The organism is Psychrobacter immobilis, assembly GCF_904846065.1.
Classification (GTDB): Bacteria; Pseudomonadota; Gammaproteobacteria; order Pseudomonadales; family Moraxellaceae; genus Psychrobacter; species Psychrobacter immobilis_H.
Genome location: NZ_CAJGZV010000001.1, coordinates 1922515 through 1942469, shown reverse-complemented (window position 1 = coordinate 1942469; position 19955 = coordinate 1922515). Strand labels below are relative to the sequence as shown.

Below are 19955 nucleotides of genomic sequence, written 5' to 3'. Positions count from 1 at the left end.
GTATTTTTGATAACATAAAAGGGAGTAGGTGGTGCCTAATCCCTTTTATCTAAGTCTTATAAACGTGGTTTAATGGGCATGTCTTAAAAGTCGAAAGTCGCTGATACTTTTAGGGCAGTAGGCTCACCGGCATTTAAATACCCAGCACCCGCATAACCACCCACTGATTGCCAATAGTCTTCACCAGTAATATTAGTAACTACTCCTTTTAGCGTCACGTCTTGTCCAGCGAGCATGGTTTTGTAGCGAGCACCTAGATCTAGCGTGGTATAACCGTCAACTTTTAAGCTGTTGGCAGCATCAGCATAACGTGCGCCTGTGTGAATGATATCGCCGGTCACCGTCAATCCTTCAACTGCTGCTAAATCATATTCTAGGTTGACGTTGCTTTGTAGCGTGGGCAGTCCGATGACTCGGTTGCCGTCGAACGTCACATCGCCCGTGTCTTTTTGCTCAGCATTTAAGTAAGTAACACCAGCATTGAAACGCATGTTTTCGCTTGGGCTACCAAATACAGTCAATTCCACCCCTTGATGGCGATTTTCGCCAGCAGCCACAAAGGTGTTGGCGTCATTGATATAAGCGCGCGGCTCATTAGTGCGGAATATCGCCAAACTACTGCCAATTAAACCATTGTCATACTTAACGCCAACCTCAGTCTGCTCACTCACATAAGGATCTAAATTTTGACCACCATTGGTGACAGCACCACTATTATTAGTCAGAGGTGCCCTTGCGCCTGGCGCTAGGCTTTCGATATAGTTACCATAAACAGACCAGTCCATGCTTGGTTGATAGACAATTCCAACGCTTGGTGTCCACTCGCTTTTATCGTAATCAGCCGTTTTAGCCTGAGTGTTAGGATCATAGCTGGTGGTTTTTAAATTCTGATGACGCACACCTAAAGTAGTTTTTAACTTGTCATCGAACATAGAAATAGTGTCGGCTAGCGCAAAGCTCTGGAATTGCTTCTCATTGGTCAATTTTGGATCGTCTAAGTTACCACCGAAGATTGCTGTGCTTGTAAAAGGTACCTCAGCGTAGTCAATAGGGCGATATAAATTGGTTGCGGGTTGATTACCAAAATCATAGGCGAACGCCCCTTTTTCTTCTTGGTCATAGAGATCCGCTGCTAGTACCCAATGATGAGCCACGCCACCCGTTTGCCATTGACCACGCAGACCGAGCTCAGCACTTTGTACCAAATCTTTTCTAGAGTTATCAAAGCGATAAACCGTACCCGCACCATCAACATTGTTGACGGTTAGATTGGCCAGTGAGTTTTCTTCCTCACCACTTCGCACACCGTAAGCACCATAAGCGGTAATATTATCAGTAAAATCATATTCTCCTCGAATGGTACCAAAGACATCTTCTTCATCTGAATACGTCCAAGGCTGCGCCCAATTCTTTGAGCCGTCTGGTGCTTTTGGTACTCTAGAAACTCCAGCAAGCGTGACACTAGGGCGAGTCTCTTTGAGTTTGTTGTCTTGCCAGCCCAAATCAGCTGATAATCGATACTGATCGCCTCTATAATCTAGTCCTAACGCTGCAAGACCCAGTGTTGAAGATTCATCATCAATCGCGCTGTCGCCATCTTGATAAGCGGCGTTAAAGCGCACACCAAATGCATCATCAGCACCAAAGCGATCACTGACGTCTATAGCGATTTTGCCTTGATCACCTTGACCATAACCAAGCGTTAGTTGACGTAGTGGGTCATTACTGGCGCGCTTAGGTAATAGGTTAATCGTACCACCGGCGTTACCACCACTGGGCGCTGCACCATTTAGCATGGCAGATGCCCCGCGTTGAACCTCGACACGCTCGAACAATTCAGTAGCGATATACTGCCTTGGCAATATGCCGTATAGACCATTGTACATCGTGTCGTCAGAGGTTGTGACAAAGCCGCGCATAAAGTACGCTTCTTGAAAGTTGCCAAAGCCTCTAGCGACACGAACAGTCGGGTCTTTTTTGAGCAGGTCGCCCACACTTTGGGCTTGTTGATTGCCGATATATTCATTGGTATATGAGGTAGTGGAGAACGGCGTGTCCATGATGTCTTGATTGCCCAAGATTCCGACACGGCTTCCTGTCGCTACTTGACCACCTTCATAGGCATCTGGCAACCCATCGGCTGATGCATCAGCACTACTGGTCACGACAATCTCATCGAGTACCACGCTTGGGGTATCGGATTGAGCGTCAGCATTTAAATCTGTTTGTGCCCACGCGGCTTGGCTTGCACCCAGTAGTATTACCGATGTAGACAGACAAGATGAGCACAGTGATTTTAATGACAAGGGATGGCGAGACATATTCAATAGAGTAGGGCGAAATAAAGCAGAGTATAAACGAGACAGTTGCATGAATATTTCCAGCACATAAGATTAAATGCTTATTATAATGATAATCATTTTCATTACAATATATTACTGGATTAAATCTCAATATATTTTTATCGTGTTAAGTGTACGTTTTTGTTAGGCAAAGTAGTAAGTCGTCTAAAGTTGATAAGTCGCGCTATACCAGCAGCAACGATTGTTATTAGCTCAATTTAGCAGTCAGCACAAGTGGTTGGTAAGTGGCTAAATGCTTTCTGTTTATGACTAAATGTTTGCTACTTATTAAATGCTTGCTGTTTATAAAAAATGCCACTTATAAAAAACATAATGATTATTGCGCACGCCAGTAGACTTTAATGACCATATCCTGACGTGATAACCCAAGGGTTGCCTTTAGTTGCTGTCGCAATAATTTGATATCCGCTGCTTCCAGCGCGCCCCATACTTTGTCAATTTTGACAGGCAGTCGCGCAAATTGCGTATTTAATAATGCCATTATTTGCTCTGTAATATCAGTTGTTGGGGTATTAATCAGCTGGCACACATTATCTTGCAAAAAATGCGCCTCGTGGCGTAGTGGATTACTGAGCGTTAGGGTATGTAGATAACGAATGTCCTCTGGATCATTAGTGATGGCTATGACGAGGGGCGGCAATGGATTCTGCCAGTTTTCCAATAGATTGGCCACCGTAGGCAAGGAGGTTTCATCACAGATGAGTAAGCACTGACCAGTGCTGAGATGTTCTATCTTCTCTGGATATTCACGTACTGTTTTGATTTGACTGCCACAGTTAAGTGCGCGCGCCCAACTGCCTCCTGCCGTGTCGCCGTGAATGTAGACATCTATCCACGCTTGGACGGACGAGCTGCTCGAATCTCGCCATGCTTTTCGCAAGGTATAGTAGCGCTGCAAAGGTTTGTCGCTATCTTTGGGCTGGTGTTTTGTAGCAGATAGACCGTCCGCATTTAGCTCAAACAAATACGCGTAGCCCGGATGAGTGAGTGGCGTAGTATCGGGTGCGGTTACCAGCAGTCGATACATATTGGGGCTGGCATAATAGCCATTAATGACTGTAAAACGCTGTTCTTGAAGCTTAATCGTGCGCTTGCCAAGCTTATTGGCAGATGTTTGCAATAGCGTTATATATTGCTCTTGTAGCGTCATAGAGTCACTAATAGGAACTGTAAAATCGATAAAATATTGACGGCTGAGCTTGCTGCTGTTTGTTAAGGTATCGTTGTCATGATGGGCGGTTGTGACATCCATTAGTATCCCATCAGTATACAGCTCTGCTATCGAGGCGATCTCGTGCTCACTCACTGCCGTGGTAGTAAAGGCATTGATAAACATCGCGAGTTCATCTTGATGCTCTTCATTGACATGACTCATAAACTGGGCTTTGTCAGCCATGTCGAGCGGCGTTTTATCGAAATCGTACTGAGTAAGTGGTTGAGCCATAAAATGTCATCCAAGCCAAAATTCAAATAATTGTTCAGCAAAATTTTTAATTAATAAATGATTGGCTGCTGATTAAGGGCAAGATGGAAATATAATAGTTAATAAGCATAAAACATTCAAATATTAATGATTATTAATGTCATTTAGGTTTTGATTACGATAATATACCATACGTTAATTTATTTACAATCCTAAAAGGACTGGTGTTATCGAATGACTAATAGCTTTCTTGTAATGCTTGGCAGTGGTGACTCTTAGACTGTGTATAAACGTTATCGCCCAACCTATTTTTGCAAGGTTTGATAGCTTACAAAAAAGGGTTGGGCGAGCTAAAGTCGAACAGTAAAGTGTTAAGGAGCAGGTTGAATGTCTATTTTAAATTCCCATGAGGTCGCAGTCGTCGCTGAGCTATCAGGGTAATTGATTTTATCCAAACGCACGCGGGCATAGCTATTGCCTTCAGCGGATCTAATGAGCGCGCCTTGAGCGCTGTCAACCGCTTTGGCATTTAGTTGATGGGTCATGCCATTGTAGGTATACCAGCCAAAGTCTAGGTTCGGGAAATTACCCGTATAAGCAGGATTGAGATCCGAGCCTTTACTATCAATGACCCAGCTTCTGGCACTCATCGGTTTATCGTACACAGCGGTGTTGGTAAGGTCGGTTAAAGTTGCCGCACTACCATCGGTTATAAACTTGCTGACAATGGGCTCACCTTTATCATCATAATACCCTATTGGTGTTTTTGATAAGAAGCCACCAACTTTGCCTTTATGAGTGCCAATTGCAGAATCGCCACCATTTAAAATAACACTATTACGCTTAAAACCAATCTGCCAAGTGCTGTTTTTATCGGTGCTACTTTGTCCTGTGGTTAGATCAAAATAGACCCAGTTATCATTGTTTGAGGCATCGATGGTTTTCGTCTGCACCTTGTTCGGTAGCGCCGTATCAATCCAGCGCAGAGTAGGGTAGCCCGAGGTTCCAGCATTATTATAGTAGTTGGTAATCTGCATGGCATAAATAGGCTGCTGGACGCTGCTGTCTGTCATGGCGCTGCTATTATCTGTGGTGACAAGGTAGACACGATTGTTCGGGTAGAGCTGATGGTTGTCTTTTAAATTGTATTCAAACCAAGGCTGTGCATCAAAAATGCCACCACTACGGTCTTCATTGTAGTGCATGGTAATATCACGACTGGTATCAGGATCTTGAGTTGCATTGCTATAACGACTCAGATCTGACCAATCGATTAAACCAAAAACGCCGCCTTTACCATCGCCAGAATCACCACTATTTGACCAAAGCTTGACCGAACGCGCTTGGTTATCAAACTTGATATCCCATTTATCCTCAGCACACGAGCTTTCAGCTTTGGCATCAAAGTCATAACAGGTCGCAGTATTAGGCGCTAGATTGGTGACTTGCCAAGTGGCCGTTTCGCTAAAGCTGGCAGTGCTAACAGGCGGCGTGTTACCACCATTATCGCCATTTCCGGTATTGCCACTACTCGAGCCATCACTGCCGCCTCCGCAACCGGTCATGCTGAGTGCTAAAATACTGCCACTAAACAGTAATGCCAATTTGGTCGGCTTGGTGTGAACTGCTGGGAAAATGGGGGTCATATCAGCTTCCTTGAAGGTTGTGGTTTCAGATAGAGGGTACAAAATAAGGGGAAAAATAGCGGTACAAATACATTTGCTTTAGAATGATTGTGAATCAAGGGCTTACCAATGGTAGCTGGCGCCAAGTAACCACTCGCGATTATCAATGGGACGATAGTCACTGGTATCGGTGACAGCGCGCTGCACATCAAAGATATTATTAATCGCTGCATACAAGCTCAAGTTTGCAGTTGCGTCATAATTGAGCTTGCTATCGAGCGTCCACCAAGACGGTGAATACGCTTGCTCGCTGGTACTAATCAGCTGTTTGGATTCATAATTGAGGCGCGGGATCAGCTGTAATTTGTCATTAAGCTGATAATCTAGTGCCAGCATCGCTTTGTGATTGGGCTTATAGGTCAGCTCGGTATCTGTCACATTGTTATGCGTTTTTAAATAAGCATAGCTGGCTTGCAGTTTGGCGCGCTCGTCCACTTGCCAGTCAAGGCCAATATCGCCGCCATAAGTTTTGGCACTATCGACGTTCATATATTTATAAATGGCGATGTTACCGTCGAAGGTAGCGTTGTCTTCATCGGTTTGGATCAGGTCATCTATCTCGTTATAAAAACCATTGACCGTCAAATTCATGGTGTCGCTCAGTTGACCTTGATAGCCGATCTGGTAACTGGTTGAGGTTTCAGGCTGCAAGTCAGGATTTCCCATGACTTTATAACCCAAATTGCTATGGTCAAAGACGTAGTAGCGTTCTTTCAGGTTGGGCACGCGATAACCACCGCCAATACTGCTACGAAAGACATGGTCACGACCGCTGGCATCCAAATGGTTGTATTTAAGTGATACTTTCGGCGCCGTATGACCACCAAAGTCTTCATCGTTTTGATAGCGAATACCGCTCAACACTTCCCAGTTATCGCCAATCAGCCAATCATCTTGTAGATACAGCTCACCGACATTACGGCTGACGTCATCGCTGATAAGCTCGCTGACTTGGTTTTTCGTTTGGCTTAACTTGTCTTGCTGAACCTGACCGCCGACTTGGATAAGATGAAGGTGCTTATCGGATAGCAATAGCTCAGGTAAGTCGAGCTGGGCTTGTGCCAACGTCGTACTAATGTCTGTATCACGGGCACTAGTGATGGCTTGCTGCGTTTTAGTATTGGATTCGCTTTGATATTCCTTATGCAGCGCTTGAGCGGACAATCGATAAGTCTTGCTGCGATCATCGACATGCGGCGCGATATCAGCGCGCGCACCGATACTAAAGCGCTGCTTGCTGATGTGTTCATCTCTTTGCTGTGCCAAATAGCGCGGCGCGACATAATAATTAAAACGGCTGATATCGTCTTCTTTATAGTGGCTGGCTTCTAGCCAATATTGAGAATTTTTGACCAGTCGGCTATCGTTGCGGTCATTGTTATTACCTGATGTATCGTTACCGTCAGGGCGGTAGCTGAGGCGGGCACTGACTTGTGATTGTTCGCTGGCATCTTTTAATCTGGGCCATGCTTCATGGTCTAAGCTTAAGCCATCATTGTCCAGATACGAGCCTGATAGACGCGCGTGAAAGCGCTGGTTTTTATCCAATGCCCCTTCCACGCTGGCTTCTACATAGCGCTTATTGGCATCTAGCTTTTTACCAGATGGATTTTGCTGCCCATTGCTGGCAATCTCGGTGGTGATATGTCCTGTTGTCGCGCCAATAGGTTTGGTGATGATATTAATGACGCCGCCCATCGCCGCGCTACCAAACTGCGCTGACGCCGCTCCTTGCACCACCTCTATCTGTTCGATATCCATATTCATATACTGATTCAAGTTTACTGTCGAGCCAGTGCTTGCCGTAATCGGTAAACCGTCAATCAACACCAATACTTGATCACCTGTGAAGCCTTGCATGCTGACTTCGTAACCTGTCTTGCCGTGGACTTCACGTAAGTAGACATTGGGCAACAAGGCCAGCGCTTCTTTTAAAGTATGAGCATGGTTGTCATCGAGCTGCTGGCGACTGAGTACTTGCAGGGCAACTGGCGAATCACTTAAAGCGCGCTCAGAGCGAGTCGCCGTTACTACGATTGGGTCTAAACGTGTGCTCGGCATGGCTGCATCGTCAGGCATATCACCATTAGTCTCTGCGAAAATTGGCGCTGCTTGGGCTGAAACTGACGTGAATGCAAACAATGCTAATGCCACACTTATGGCTAATGGGCTACGACGTAGCAGTGAGGGATGGGTGTTTAGTCCCATATGAGTCAACGATAAATCAAACGCTAAAATTGACATAAATAAAACAGCCATCGTAAAAAGAGAGAGTAAGAAAGTCGTGTTACTTAAAGACCTTTTTCTACAAAAAGAGCGATCTAAAGCGACCTTTTCATAGTATTAATTATTAAAGGTTTGGTTACTTGATTCACTAGATTAAGCAACAAAGCTCAGACATAGTATTTCAAAAGATAATAATTATCAAGATGTAAATGATAATTATTATTATTTACAAAATGAAAAAATGTTGCCATAATGATTTCGTCCGAAGCCTAGATACAAAATTATAAATGATGAACTAGCAGCGATAATTGCTAACAGTCTGCTTGATAAATACACCCTTGCTGCATCCTTGCAAGCACTGTAGTACAGCAGGCATTGGTTTTATCAAATATCAATCATCATCGTCGCTGCTATTTTCTGAAAATGTTCATATCTCAATACTACATAGCCAAGATCATTGGCTTTTTTACTGCTATTTATTTTATGGAGACCATCATGAGTCAACCGTTATCGTTAACTAAAAAAAATACTGAGCTGTGGCAACAGTACCAAGCATTGAAAGCAAAAACACCGATGCTATTTCCCACAGAAGGAGCGGCTGCATTAGATATCAGCGAGTTTGAACTGATGTTAGCCTCCCCTTATAGCCAGTATATGGGTGATCAGTGCAAAACCGTGTTAAAGCAATTTGAAAACTTTGGTGACATGGAAAGCATTGTCAGAAACGAGTTGGCAGTGCATGAAAAAACCGCGCCATATCATAATCTTAAGCTTGGTGAAAAGATGGGATTGGCACTCAATGTGGGTGGCTTAGATTTGCGATTTTTTATGTGGCAATGGCAGCATATGCTGGCGGTAACGGATACCAGCCGCGCCGATAAGCCCTCTTATAGTATTCAATTCTATAACGCGCAAGGCGGTGCGATTGATAAAGTGTATCTACGAGAGTTAAGCGCTGAGACTATTGCGCGCTGGCAAGCGATGATTCAGGAGCAGCAGCAAACGGTGAATAATGAGACGCTGACGTTAGAGGCACAAGAACCACTTAATGACTGGCGTTACAAGGCATTAAGTGAAGAGAGGCGTACGCAGCTACAGCAAGGCTGGCAAGCAATGACAGATGTGCATCAGTTTCATTCATTATTAAAAAATCTCGATATTGATCGTGCTAGTAGCTACCGTCAAGCACCAGAGCAGATGACGCAGCAGCTTGATATTAGCGCGGTCGAAGCGGTTTTCGAGCAAGCGCGTGATGCGAAATGTCCGATTATGATATTTGTTGGTAATAGAGGTCTGGTGCAGATTCAGACTGGCACCGTGCAGACGCTCAAACGTATGGGCGATTGGTTCAATATTTTAGATAAAGACCATAATGACTTTACGCTGCATTTAAAAGACAAAGCATTGGCGCAAGTGTGGAGCGTTAAGCGCCCAACCAAAGACGGCATCGTGACTTGTATCGAAGGTTTTGATGGTCACGGCGTCAGTATCTTTAGTGTGTTCGGTCAGCGAATTGAAGGCACGCCTGAGCTTGAAGTCTGGCAGCAAATTGTCTCGACGGTCATCGAAGCGTATCCATATGCAGAAGCCTTAGCACCAGTGGTTATGACTGAAGAAGAGAGCGTGTAAACCCGTCATAAAAAATCAGTAAATTTTGCGATATTGACACTCACATAACGGATAAGTCATAGCTGTTGTGTGAGTTATTTGGGATGCTTCATACACGTTAATGGTTCTGTTAATACTGTCATTTTTTACGTTAGCAAATTAGGAATGCTTATGTCTTCTGCATTATCAAAAACAGTAATCACTCACGCAGTGATAAATAAAAAATTGATGAGTCGGGCTATCAGCACTGCTGCCATTATTGGCGCATTTGCCGTGCCCTCACTTTCTGCCCAAGCTTATGAGCGTATTGTCGCGATGAGCCCCGATGTTGCAGACGTCGTGGTGGCACTAGGAGCGACCGATAAATTGGTCGGTAAAGATGCGACCAATCATAATCCAGCGTTAAAGAATGTACCAGCCGTGGGTATGCACCGTAATATCACTGCCGAGTCAGTGTTGGCGGTCAAGCCAGATTTGGTGCTTGGTAGTTATATGGTGCAGCCTGCGAGTATTTATCAGCGCTTAAATGGTCTAAAGGTTAAAGCCGTTAATGTCGCGCCCAAAGAAGAGGTAAGCACCTTTGCCAATAGTATTAAATCAATCGGCAGTTACGTTGATAGAAAAGCTGAAGGGTCGCAGCTTGCGAAGCGTTGGAATACAGGGATGAGTCCAATGGCAAAGACGGGTAAGCGTTATTTATTAAGTTACGATGGTCGTATCGTTGCAGGTAAAGACACGGTAGGGGATGAGTTGATTCGCCGTGCGGGTGGGATAAATGCTGCCAATGTATCTGGGTTAAAACCCATGTCACGTGAAGGCTGGCTGGCAGCCAAGCCCGATGTAATCATTATTGCCGATCATAATCAGGCAGTGGTTGGCGGGATCAGTAAATTTAGTAAACGTCCAGAGATTGCAGCAAGTGCCGCAGGCAAGAAGGGCGGCGTACACTTTTGGCCAGCCGATGATTTTCTGCGTTACGGCTTGCATTCGCCTGACGTCTTAAAAAAGCTGAACGCTATAGCAAAATAGCCTAAGTAAAAACAATTTATCTCATATTCAACAAAATGACATCTCACATGGCAAATACGATTTCTGCTTCTATCCCTACACAAACTAGAAAACATAAACCTAGCATCTACTATATTGCTGCCGCTGTCACATCTGTATTGCTAATTTGGTTGGCGCTTGGTATTGGCTTTGGCGAATGGTCAAGTCCCAATTATCTTGATAACACCATCTGGCAGCTGCGTTATCCGCGTGTGGTGACGGCATTACTGGTTGGTATGGCGTTGTCAGTTAGTGGTGCAGCATTACAGGCTTTATTTGAGAATCCTTTAGCGGACCCAAGTTTAATCGGTACATCAGGTGGCGCGGCGCTTGGTGTTGTTTTGGTTCTGGCGTTGGGGTTTGGTGGCATTGGGATACCGCTTGCGGCGTTTACCGGAAGCGTATTGGTCTGTTTATTTATTCTCGCTTGTCATCGGTTTTTGGGTGGTGGGCAGATGGGCTTGCTGATATTGGGATTTGTCATTAGTGCTTTTTGTGCCGCTGTCGTCAGCCTGATTTTATTCATGTCTGATGACATGGTGCTGCGCTCCGCGACCAATTGGCTGTCAGGCAGTATGGCGGAAGCGGGCTTTGTACCGCTGCGTTATTCGATTGTCTCTATGTTATTGGGGTTAGTAATTTTATTACCGTTAGGTCGTCAGTTGGATGGACTGATGCTTGGTGAAGCCGCTGCTAAATCTTTGGGTATCAAGGTGGGTATGGTTCGTTGTTTGGTCGTGATTGCCTCGGCATTATTAACAGGGGCAGCGGTGTCTTTAGCAGGCGTCATTGGTTTTATTGGCATGATGGTGCCAAACCTATTGGCTATTCTGTTTGGTGGTGGACGTATGCGCCTCATGATTTGGTCTGGCTGGCTTGGCGCGATATTATTACTCGTCATTGATGGCGCGGCGCGGCATGTTGCTTATCCAGTGGATGTGCCCGTTGGCATCGTTTTAGCGTTGCTTGGTGGTCCATTCTTTATTTGGCTGTTTGTGCGTAGTAGCCGCCGTTAATTGGAGAGAGTGTTTATGTTTCATTCGTATTTTACGGCTACATCAAAGACATCATTAGCGAGTCGAGACAGTTGTATAAATGGTAGTGATATCAAGAGTAGTGATACAGGCGAGCTGTTGTCGATGCAAGATATTCATATCTCGCATGGCCATAAAACATTGTTAAAGATAGACAAACTAACCGTGCCAAGCCAAAAGCTGGTCGCCTTTATCGGACCAAATGGCGCAGGTAAAAGCACGTTGCTGCATACGGTTTTAGGTCAACACACAGGAACCGCGCTTAAAACGGATGGTCACATTACGATTTACGGTCAGCCAATCAACGAGGTCATGAATGATGGCCATATTGCTTGGGTTGGACAACATGAGCGTTTTGAGCTGCCATTAACGGTATTGGATTATGCGCTGTTAGGAGTCTCGCCAAATCTTGCATGGTATCAGCGCCCAAATAGCCATCATGTTGAGCGCGCGCAACGTTTATTACAAGATTTTGAGTTATCAAGTTTGGTCAGTGCCCGCGTGCAAACCTTATCAGGCGGTGAAAAACAGCGCTTGGCTATCGTAAGGGCGCTAATGCAAGACACTAAAATCATGATGTTTGATGAGCCGACCAATCATCTTGATATTCGCCATCAGCGTTTTTTACTGCATTATTTGCATAATTTGGTGCGACATCAACGCAAAAGTATCTTGGTTGTGTTGCATGATTTGACCCATGCGCATCGCTATACTGATGAAGTGGTGCTATTAAGCGGTGGACAAGTTGTTGCACAAGGAACGCCTAGTGAAGTGATGACACGCTCGCAATTAAGCGATGTTTATGATGTTGATATTAAGGTGCATCAAACTGAAGATGGTTTGGTGTTTATATGATTCTGAGCACTTGAGCCATTATTCTGACTTTGCGATAGGCATTTGATGACCAACTTGGCTTTTTAATTTGTATATATCGCACTGATTTATTCGGCAGTAAAAAAACCCTTCATGCTATATAAATAATAGCAAGAAGGGTTTTTTTACATCTTAACTATTGTAGTGAAGCAAATATTTTTAATATAACTATGCAAAATATAACCATACTAATAGGATAGTTTTCAGTTAATAAATAATTTTAAACCTAAAAAATTTTGCAGTAAACTCGCATAACGATCGGATTTAGTAGAAACTGTAAAGTACTAGGTATTTGTTCTGAACGGGAGAAACTCATTGCGCGCTATTCCTTATAAACTGATTGTTAGCGCACTACTGCTCATCATTGTTGCGGGCTTTTTTGCCTTTCGCTGGTGGCAAGGACCACTATTACCAAGCTATAGAATATCTTCGATGCCTTTGGTGCAGACGGTCGTAGCGACTGGACGGGTCGTTGCCGTATCAAATACTGACATTGGTAGCGAGATATCAGGTGTCGTATTAGAGCGACGGGTAGCAGAAGGCGAACAAGTCGCTGCAGGAGATTTATTATTAGTACTAAGCTCCGATGACGTTGCAGCCCAAGTGCGGCAAGCAGAAGCCGAGTTGGCGGAATTGATTAGTAGCACTCGTCCACAAGCAGTGGTGGACTTGACCAATGCCGAAGTAGCGTTGGCGCAAGCTGACCGTAATGTCGAGCGCAGGCGCGAATTGGCTGCTATCTCGGCCATCTCTGATGAGGAAATGGAGCAAGCGATTCAAGCCCAAGCCCAAGCACGCAATGACCTTGAAAATGCACGCCTGAGAGCGAATGCACTCTCCTCTGGTGGTGTTGAAGAAGATTTATTACGTGCTCGTATCGCCGCATTGCAGGCTCAGCTCAATAAAGCGCAAGTACGTAGCAAAGTATCAGGCACTATTCTGACCCGTAATGTCGAGGTAGGCGATTTGGTACAGCCAGGTCAGAGCTTGTTTACTATTGCCCTCGATGGTAAGACTGAAATAAGAGTACCGCTTGATGAACGTAATTTATCTCGATTGGCTTTGCAGCAACCATCAGTCGCTATTGCCGATGCCTATCCAGATAAACCGTTCCCCGTACGTATTAGTTTCATTGCACCAAGTATAGATCCGCAACGCGGTACAGTAGAGGTGAGATTGTCCGTCGATCCTGTACCTGATTTTTTGCGTCAAGATATGACGGTATCAGTGAATATCGAAACGGATCAACGCGCAAAAGCCTTAGTCATTCCTAATGATGCACTAGCCAATGTTAAAGAAGACAGCGCCGAAGTATTATTATTGCGTGATGGTAAAATACAACGTCGAGTAGTGAAATTAGGGTTACGCGGGCTATCAGCATCAGAGGTGCTCTCAGGACTGAGCGCAGGTGATGAGATATTGGTTGATGCCACAGTCTCACTGGCTGATGGAAAAAGAGTGAGAACCGCGCTTCAAGCAGCACCTTTTACCGCTCCTAATGCTGATAAGATGAGGGCGGTAAAGGATAAGAGCCAAGCAGCGGAGACAGTCAATTGACGGCTTTTTTCGGTAGACTATGGATTGATGCCACTATTGCCATCAGTTTTTTACGCGAGGGACGCATACAGTCGTTGATGATTACTCTGGGAGTAGCGATAGGTGTTGCCGTTATTATATTTATCACCGCACTCATCCAAGGATTACAGACCAACCTTATTGACAGCACCCTCGGCAGTCAGGCACATATTCGCTTAGTAGCGCCAGACGAAGTCAACCTAATAGCGCCGTCTGCTGATGATACACTGCAACTGATACAAGAGGACAAGCGTCCACAACGTCTGCGTTCTATTAATAATTGGCAGCAAATCACTGACACGCTAGATCAACTGCCCTTGTTAACTGCCGTATCGCCAAACGTGTCTGGGCCTGGGTTCGTCCGGCGTGGCGAGGCATTAGAGTCGGTGATACTAGTAGGTACTGACTTGGCGCGCTATCAGAATATAATCCCACTTGATGAGTACTTAATCAGTGGTGAGCTGCGAGTGGGCGCAGATAATGTATTGATTGGTAGTGAACTGGCTAAAGATTTGGGTGTAGAGGTCGGCAGCAAATTACGTTTGGATACAGGTCAAGATAGTAGTAGCAGCAATAATAATTTGAGTAACAACCTTGGTAGCAACCTTAGTAGCAACAGCGCTGTAGTCAATATCGCTGGTATATTTGAGCTCGGCGTACGAGAGCTTGATGCGCGCTACGTGTATCTAGACCTAAAACAAGCGCAGTCATTACTCAACCTACCGGGCGGTATCACAGTCATTGAGTTGACGGTTGAAGATATCTTTGAGGCGGAGGAAATCGCTGCACAAGTGGGTCGTTTGACCTCATTGCAAGCAGAAAGCTGGATTGAAACCAACGCCCAACTGCTGAGTGGTCTCACGGCTCAAAGTTTATCTAGCAATATGATTGTCGTTTTTGTGGCGATCTCGGTGGCTTTTGGCATTGCCAGTGTGCTGTCGGTCAGTGTGGTTCAGCGTACGCGCGAGATTGGTATCTTACGAGCCATGGGTGCAACTCGTCAGCAAATCCTACGAATATTCTTAATTCAAGGGGCTATATTTGGCTTGCTAGGCTCGATTGTCGGTAGTGGTGTCAGCTATGTATTGGTCTGGTCTTTTAATACTTTTGGGCCCGACATATTTACAATTCCCATATCGATAAACCTAATCTTAGTGACTATGTCGTTAGCAACGCTAACTGGTGTGATAGCAGCTGCTATTCCAGCGCGGCGCGCAGCAGCACTTGATCCAGTGGTGGCTATTCGCTATGTCTAATCATGATTCTAGCGACACTTTTAATAATGATTTTAACAGTGACTTTAACAATGTTTCTGCCAATCCTTTTAATAAGACGTCAACTCCTATGTCCAGTCAATCTCACGAAGTTCTGCGTTTAGAGGCACTAAAAAAGTCTTATAACATCGGTCAACCTAATGAGATTGAGGTGCTTCACGGTATTGACTTAACCATCAGCACTAACGACTTTGCTGCCCTGATTGGTCCTTCTGGTTCAGGTAAAAGCACTTTGCTAAATGTACTAGGGTTACTAGATCAGCCAACCAGCGGTGAGCTATATCTGTTGGGTCAAGCGACCAGCGCTATGAATGATGCTGGTCGCACCGCTTTACGTGGCAGTACTATTGGCTTTGTCTTTCAGTTCCATCATCTGATTCAAGCGTTTAGCGCATTAGACAATATCTTAATGCCGCTAACATTGACAAGGGGTCGTCCAAATAAGCTTGCTATCCAAAAAGCGCGCGAGCTACTGGCAGCGGTTGGGTTAGAGCGCTTCGCTGACAGTAAACCTAACGAGCTATCAGGTGGCCAGCAACAGCGTGTTGCGATTGCACGCGCCTTGATAACCGAACCGGCATTGCTATTGGCTGATGAACCTACAGGTAATCTGGATACCGTGACGGCAGGGGAGGTGTTTGAGCTGTTCCGAAAAGTCAATCAGGAACGTGATTGCGCGGTATTGCTTGTCACCCATGATCCACGCTTGTCAGCATCTTGTGATCGAACGATTAATTTGGTTGATGGTCGTATTGATAGTGATACGTTGAATAATTGAAAAATATCGTAGTGACAATAAAAGTCATATTGGCGGATTACTTATCTGCTTAACAAGAATTCCTATAAATACCGCCGTCAATATAGTCATTCCACTATAAAAGCATTACAGCGTTAGCCTCGCTTGAAGTATTTAATATACATCTACACTCGGTTGCCTTGTACTACTTTTAAATTGAATCGACTATAGTGACATCAATAAAGGTAGCGGCTTTGATTGTATGAAATCTCATAGAAAACACCCAATAATAAAAAACCCTTTTTTATAAAAATTTAAGGTAAAAGCTAAATATATCTATATTTCTAGGTCAATGTATTCGTGTCATCACCTTTAGAGCCATGCTCATTCAAAATGATTTTGTTATCTATTGTTAAATACCAGTAGATGCTATGTATAATGCAGCACTAGCATAGCTTTCACTCAGTATGGCTTTCACTCATATGCCTTTAATAAGAAGATTACATTATGTCAAACAAGCGTCCTTTATATATTCCCGTTGCAGGCCCCGCTCTTTTAGAGACTCCTTTACTAAATAAAGGCAGTGCTTTTTCATCAGAAGAGCGTGATAGCTTTAATTTAACTGGGCTATTACCTCATAACATTGAGACAATTGAAGAGCAATCACTACGCGCTTATCATCAACTGCGCTCATTCACTAATGATATGGATAAGCATATTTACTTGCGTAACATCCAAGATACCAATGAAACTTTATTTCACCATCTAATTGAGCAGCACATTGAGGAAGTCATGCCGCTCATTTATACCCCAACTGTGGGTCAAGCATGTGAAAAATTCTCGCAAATTTATCGCCGTAAACGGGGTTTGTTTATCTCATATCCTGAGCGCCATAAAATTGATGACATGCTGCAAAATGCCACCAAGCAAAACGTGAAGGTAATCGTTGTCACTGACGGCGAACGTATATTAGGTCTAGGGGATCAAGGTATTGGTGGTATGGGAATTCCCATTGGTAAATTGGCTTTGTATACCGCTTGTGGTGGTATTAGCCCTGCGTATTGCTTACCGATCTTATTGGATGTTGGTACCAATAATCAACAGCTACTTGATGACCCTATGTACATGGGTTGGAGAAACCCACGCATTTCTGGTGACGAGTACAATGAGTTTGTCGACTTATTCATTCAAGCCGTTAAACGTCGTTGGCCAGAGGCATTATTACAATTTGAAGATTTTGCCCAAGAGAATGCGACACCATTATTGAATAAATATCGTGACCAATTATGCTGCTTCAATGATGACATTCAGGGTACTGCTGCGGTTTCAGTCGGTACCTTGATTGCCGCGTGCTTAAATAAAGGTCAGAAGCTTAGCCAACAAAAAATAGCATTTTTAGGCGCAGGGTCTGCTGGTTGCGGTATTGCTGAACATATCATTCGCCAAATGCAGCGTGAAGGGTTAACGGAGGCGCAGGCTCGCAGCCAAGTATTTATGGTTGACCGCTATGGCCTGCTTACTGATAACATGACGGAGCTACAAAAATTCCAAGAACCGTTAGTACAAAAAGAATCCGCTATTGAAAGCTGGGATAAAAGTAAGAAACTCGGTTTAGCGCAAGTGGTTAAACAAGCAAAAATAACCGTATTGTTTGGTGTCAGTGGACAAAAAGGTCTGTTCACCCAAGAGGTGATCGAATCCTTGTGTGTTAATACTGAGCATCCTATTGTATTACCACTTTCAAACCCCACGTCTCGTGTGGAAGCGACACCGCAAGAAGTGACTAATTGGAGCAAGGGTAAGGCAATTGTTGCAACAGGTAGCCCTTTCCCTCATACCACTTTTGAAGGTCAGTCTTTCGAGGTTTCTCAGTGTAATAACAGCTATATTTTCCCCGGGATTGGTCTGGGTGTTTTAGCAGCACGGGCCACGGGTATCAGCGATAATATGCTCATGGCGGCAAGCCAAGCCCTTGCAGATATATCAATGGAATACGAAAAAGCCCCTGGTGCCATCCTACCGCCTATTAAGGTGATCAGAGAGATCAGTGAAAAAATAGCGTATGCAGTGGCATTGCAAGCGGCTCAAGATAAGCTAGCACTACCTATCACAGCGGAGAATTTACAACGTCGATTAAAAGCGAATTTTTGGTTACCTGAATATCGTAATTATCGCCGTACTTCTTTCTAATGTTAGAAATTAGATATAACAAATTCTAATATTAGGCACATTATCTAAGTAAAAAACTAAATGAAAAAAGGTTGCTAACGCTATATTACATATAGTATTGGCAACCTTTTTTACTGCTATCCAATCCATTAGTTTACCAAGTTTACTTTTACCGATTCTTCAGCACAGTTCAATGATTGTTTTCTATTAAATTCTAGACAATAAAAAACCCTTACAAGCCAATGCTTATAAGGGTTTAAATATGGTGGGCCCAGTAGGACTTGAACCTACGACCAAAGGATTATGAGTCCTCTGCTCTAACCAACTGAGCTATGGGCCCTAACGCTAGACGGACAATGATACCTGAATTTTTTAATTTTTCAAGTAAAAGATAGATAGTAATCAAGATATTTTTTATGATGCTCTACTTTTCTATCAAATATGACCATCAGCCAATGTCAGGCTGCGACCACCATCAACAGTAATAATCTCAGCAGTAATATAATTGGCCTGTATTAGGTACAACACATGATGGGCAATCTCGTCAGGTCGACCTATACGCTGCATAGGAATTGAGTCAATGATATCGCGTTGCTGCATCTTTTTAAATTTTCTTAACATTGGTTTCGTACTTGCAAGTGCTCAATTCTGGCTTGTCGTAATGCCGCACCAATCGCAGGGCCTGTTAGCGCTGAGTCAATATCCTGCATACTAATGGCATGAAAGCTATTCAGCGCTAGCATCATCTGACGGTGCTGTATTGCCAATTGCAACACGTGGCTGGTCACTAATAGCTGCGATAACTTATCAGGCTCTTTATGAGCGCCGCAAGTTTGTATGAGGTCAATTTTGTCAGCCGCGCTTAAATGGTTTATTGTGCTTAGCTTTGTGGCTTGCTGAGCGAAGAGAGTCGAAAATTGAGTGTGTGCCTTTGGTACCTTAGCGGCGTTGCCTATATCATTGATACCTTTTATATTGACTGCTTTATTCACGTTTTCATTCGTATGTTCTGAGGTAAATAAAAATGAATTAAGGCTACTCATTAATAGCGTCCAACGTTGTGACAAGTTCAATTTCATTTGCCCTGCGAAATATAGCGCAGTCTGTACCGTTTCACGTATCTGAGTATTAGCCCAAGCTTGATGTAGTGGAGCAAAATATTCTGTGAGCGCACCAATCTCAAACAGTTGTTGCCAGTATACCTGCGGCGATAGCTGCATCGTTGCACGGCTAGATTCCTGCCAAATGCGCTCTGCACTTAAATGCGCAAGCTCTCCAGAGTCAACCAATTGGCGCATCAAAATCAAAGTTTCATCAGCAATGACAAAACCTAGATCATAATAACGGCTATAGAAGCGAGCGGTTCGAAGCACTCGTAGAGGGTCTTCGCTAAATGCACCTGATACATGACGCAAGGTTTTGCTTTCTATATCAGCCATGCCACCATAATAGTCAATGACGTCACCGTTGATTGGCGTATCATCAGTTAAGCTAGTGACTTCTATCGCCATGGCATTAATCGTCAAGTCTCGACGTTGTAGATCCTCTTTTAAGCTGACATCAGGACTGGCATGTACGCTAAAGCCTTTATACCCCAAGCCTTCTTTGCGTTCAGTGCGTGCCAGTGCGTATTCTTCATGGCTATTAGGATGCAAAAATACAGGGAAATCTGCACCCACTTGTTGGAACCCTGCATCAAGCATTTCTGCAACAGTTGCACCAACGACGACAAAATCTTTATCTTTAATAGGACGTGCTAACAGTTGATCGCGTACCGCGCCGCCGACAAGGTAAATTTGCATGAATGCCTCTATTTTTTATTTTTATTGAGCAAGTGATGACTGATATTGAATAAGGCTACGTTGCGTCTTAGCTAATGTATAACAAGCAAAAAAACCAGCCAACGCTATTTAATAGCATTGACTGGTTTTAGTATAGCAGA

14 protein-coding genes and 1 tRNA gene are annotated in these 19955 nt (G+C 44.2%); 8 read left to right on the top strand and 7 right to left on the bottom strand.

Annotated elements, in window-relative coordinates; all coding sequences use genetic code 11:
* Positions 1-83: 83 nt before the first annotated feature.
* The 4 genes from JMW64_RS08000 to JMW64_RS07985 form a co-directional block, all read right to left on the bottom strand.
* Positions 84-2372 carry a TonB-dependent receptor gene (locus JMW64_RS08000; protein ID WP_201554026.1) on the bottom strand — a complete coding sequence of 763 codons (2289 nt, stop codon included), beginning with the start codon at positions 2370-2372 and terminating at the stop codon, positions 84-86.
* A 307-nt stretch (positions 2373-2679) separates the two neighbouring features.
* Complete coding sequence (locus JMW64_RS07995) at positions 2680-3807, bottom strand: siderophore-interacting protein (protein ID WP_201554024.1); 1128 nt, start codon at positions 3805-3807, stop codon at positions 2680-2682.
* A 350-nt stretch (positions 3808-4157) separates the two neighbouring features.
* Positions 4158-5432, bottom strand: a complete 1275-nt coding sequence (locus tag JMW64_RS07990) for an HmuY family protein (RefSeq protein ID WP_201554022.1) — start codon at positions 5430-5432, stop codon at positions 4158-4160.
* 102 nt (positions 5433-5534) lie between these two features.
* Entirely contained in the window at positions 5535-7715 is a 2181-nt protein-coding gene (locus JMW64_RS07985) for a TonB-dependent receptor plug domain-containing protein (protein ID WP_201554020.1), read from the bottom strand.
* Positions 7716-8192: 477 nt separating this feature from the next.
* On the opposite strand from JMW64_RS07985, the gene JMW64_RS07980 reads away from it, so the two are divergent.
* From JMW64_RS07980 to JMW64_RS07945, 8 genes are all read left to right on the top strand, one after another.
* On the top strand, positions 8193-9326 hold the full coding sequence (locus JMW64_RS07980) for a ChuX/HutX family heme-like substrate-binding protein (RefSeq protein ID WP_201554018.1): 1134 nt from the start codon (positions 8193-8195) through the stop codon (positions 9324-9326).
* Positions 9327-9476: 150 nt separating this feature from the next.
* On the top strand, positions 9477-10334 hold the full coding sequence (locus JMW64_RS07975; RefSeq protein WP_265089805.1) for a heme/hemin ABC transporter substrate-binding protein: 858 nt from the start codon (positions 9477-9479) through the stop codon (positions 10332-10334).
* Between the two features lie 47 nt (positions 10335-10381).
* A complete protein-coding gene (locus JMW64_RS07970) occupies positions 10382-11368 on the top strand; it encodes a FecCD family ABC transporter permease (protein ID WP_201554016.1) in 987 nt (328 codons plus the stop codon).
* Positions 11369-11383: 15 nt separating this feature from the next.
* A complete protein-coding gene (locus JMW64_RS07965; RefSeq protein WP_201554014.1) occupies positions 11384-12241 on the top strand; it encodes an ABC transporter ATP-binding protein in 858 nt (285 codons plus the stop codon).
* A gap of 333 nt (positions 12242-12574) precedes the next feature.
* Complete coding sequence (locus tag JMW64_RS07960; RefSeq protein ID WP_201554012.1) at positions 12575-13816, top strand: efflux RND transporter periplasmic adaptor subunit; 1242 nt, start codon at positions 12575-12577, stop codon at positions 13814-13816.
* Positions 13813-15090 carry an ABC transporter permease gene (locus tag JMW64_RS07955; RefSeq protein ID WP_227694133.1) on the top strand — a complete coding sequence of 426 codons (1278 nt, stop codon included), beginning with the start codon at positions 13813-13815 and terminating at the stop codon, positions 15088-15090. Before JMW64_RS07960 ends, JMW64_RS07955 begins: the two co-directional genes overlap by 4 nt.
* 88 nt (positions 15091-15178) lie before the next feature.
* Complete coding sequence (locus tag JMW64_RS07950; protein WP_201555086.1) at positions 15179-15886, top strand: ABC transporter ATP-binding protein; 708 nt, start codon at positions 15179-15181, stop codon at positions 15884-15886.
* 465 nt (positions 15887-16351) lie between these two features.
* A complete protein-coding gene (locus tag JMW64_RS07945) occupies positions 16352-18034 on the top strand; it encodes an NAD-dependent malic enzyme (protein ID WP_045446305.1) in 1683 nt (560 codons plus the stop codon).
* A gap of 242 nt (positions 18035-18276) precedes the next feature.
* Here JMW64_RS07945 and JMW64_RS07940 read toward each other — a convergent pair.
* The 3 genes from JMW64_RS07940 to JMW64_RS07930 all read right to left on the bottom strand — a co-directional run bounded on the left by JMW64_RS07940 (position 18277) and on the right by JMW64_RS07930 (position 19815).
* Positions 18277-18353, bottom strand: a tRNA-Ile gene (locus tag JMW64_RS07940).
* A gap of 95 nt (positions 18354-18448) precedes the next feature.
* Positions 18449-18613 (bottom strand): SDR family oxidoreductase, encoded by a 165-nt coding sequence (locus tag JMW64_RS07935; RefSeq protein WP_227694131.1) that lies wholly within the window; start codon positions 18611-18613, stop codon positions 18449-18451.
* 14 nt (positions 18614-18627) lie between these two features.
* Positions 18628-19815 (bottom strand): tRNA nucleotidyltransferase, encoded by a 1188-nt coding sequence (locus tag JMW64_RS07930; RefSeq protein WP_201554007.1) that lies wholly within the window; start codon positions 19813-19815, stop codon positions 18628-18630.
* Positions 19816-19955: the final 140 nt, after the last annotated feature.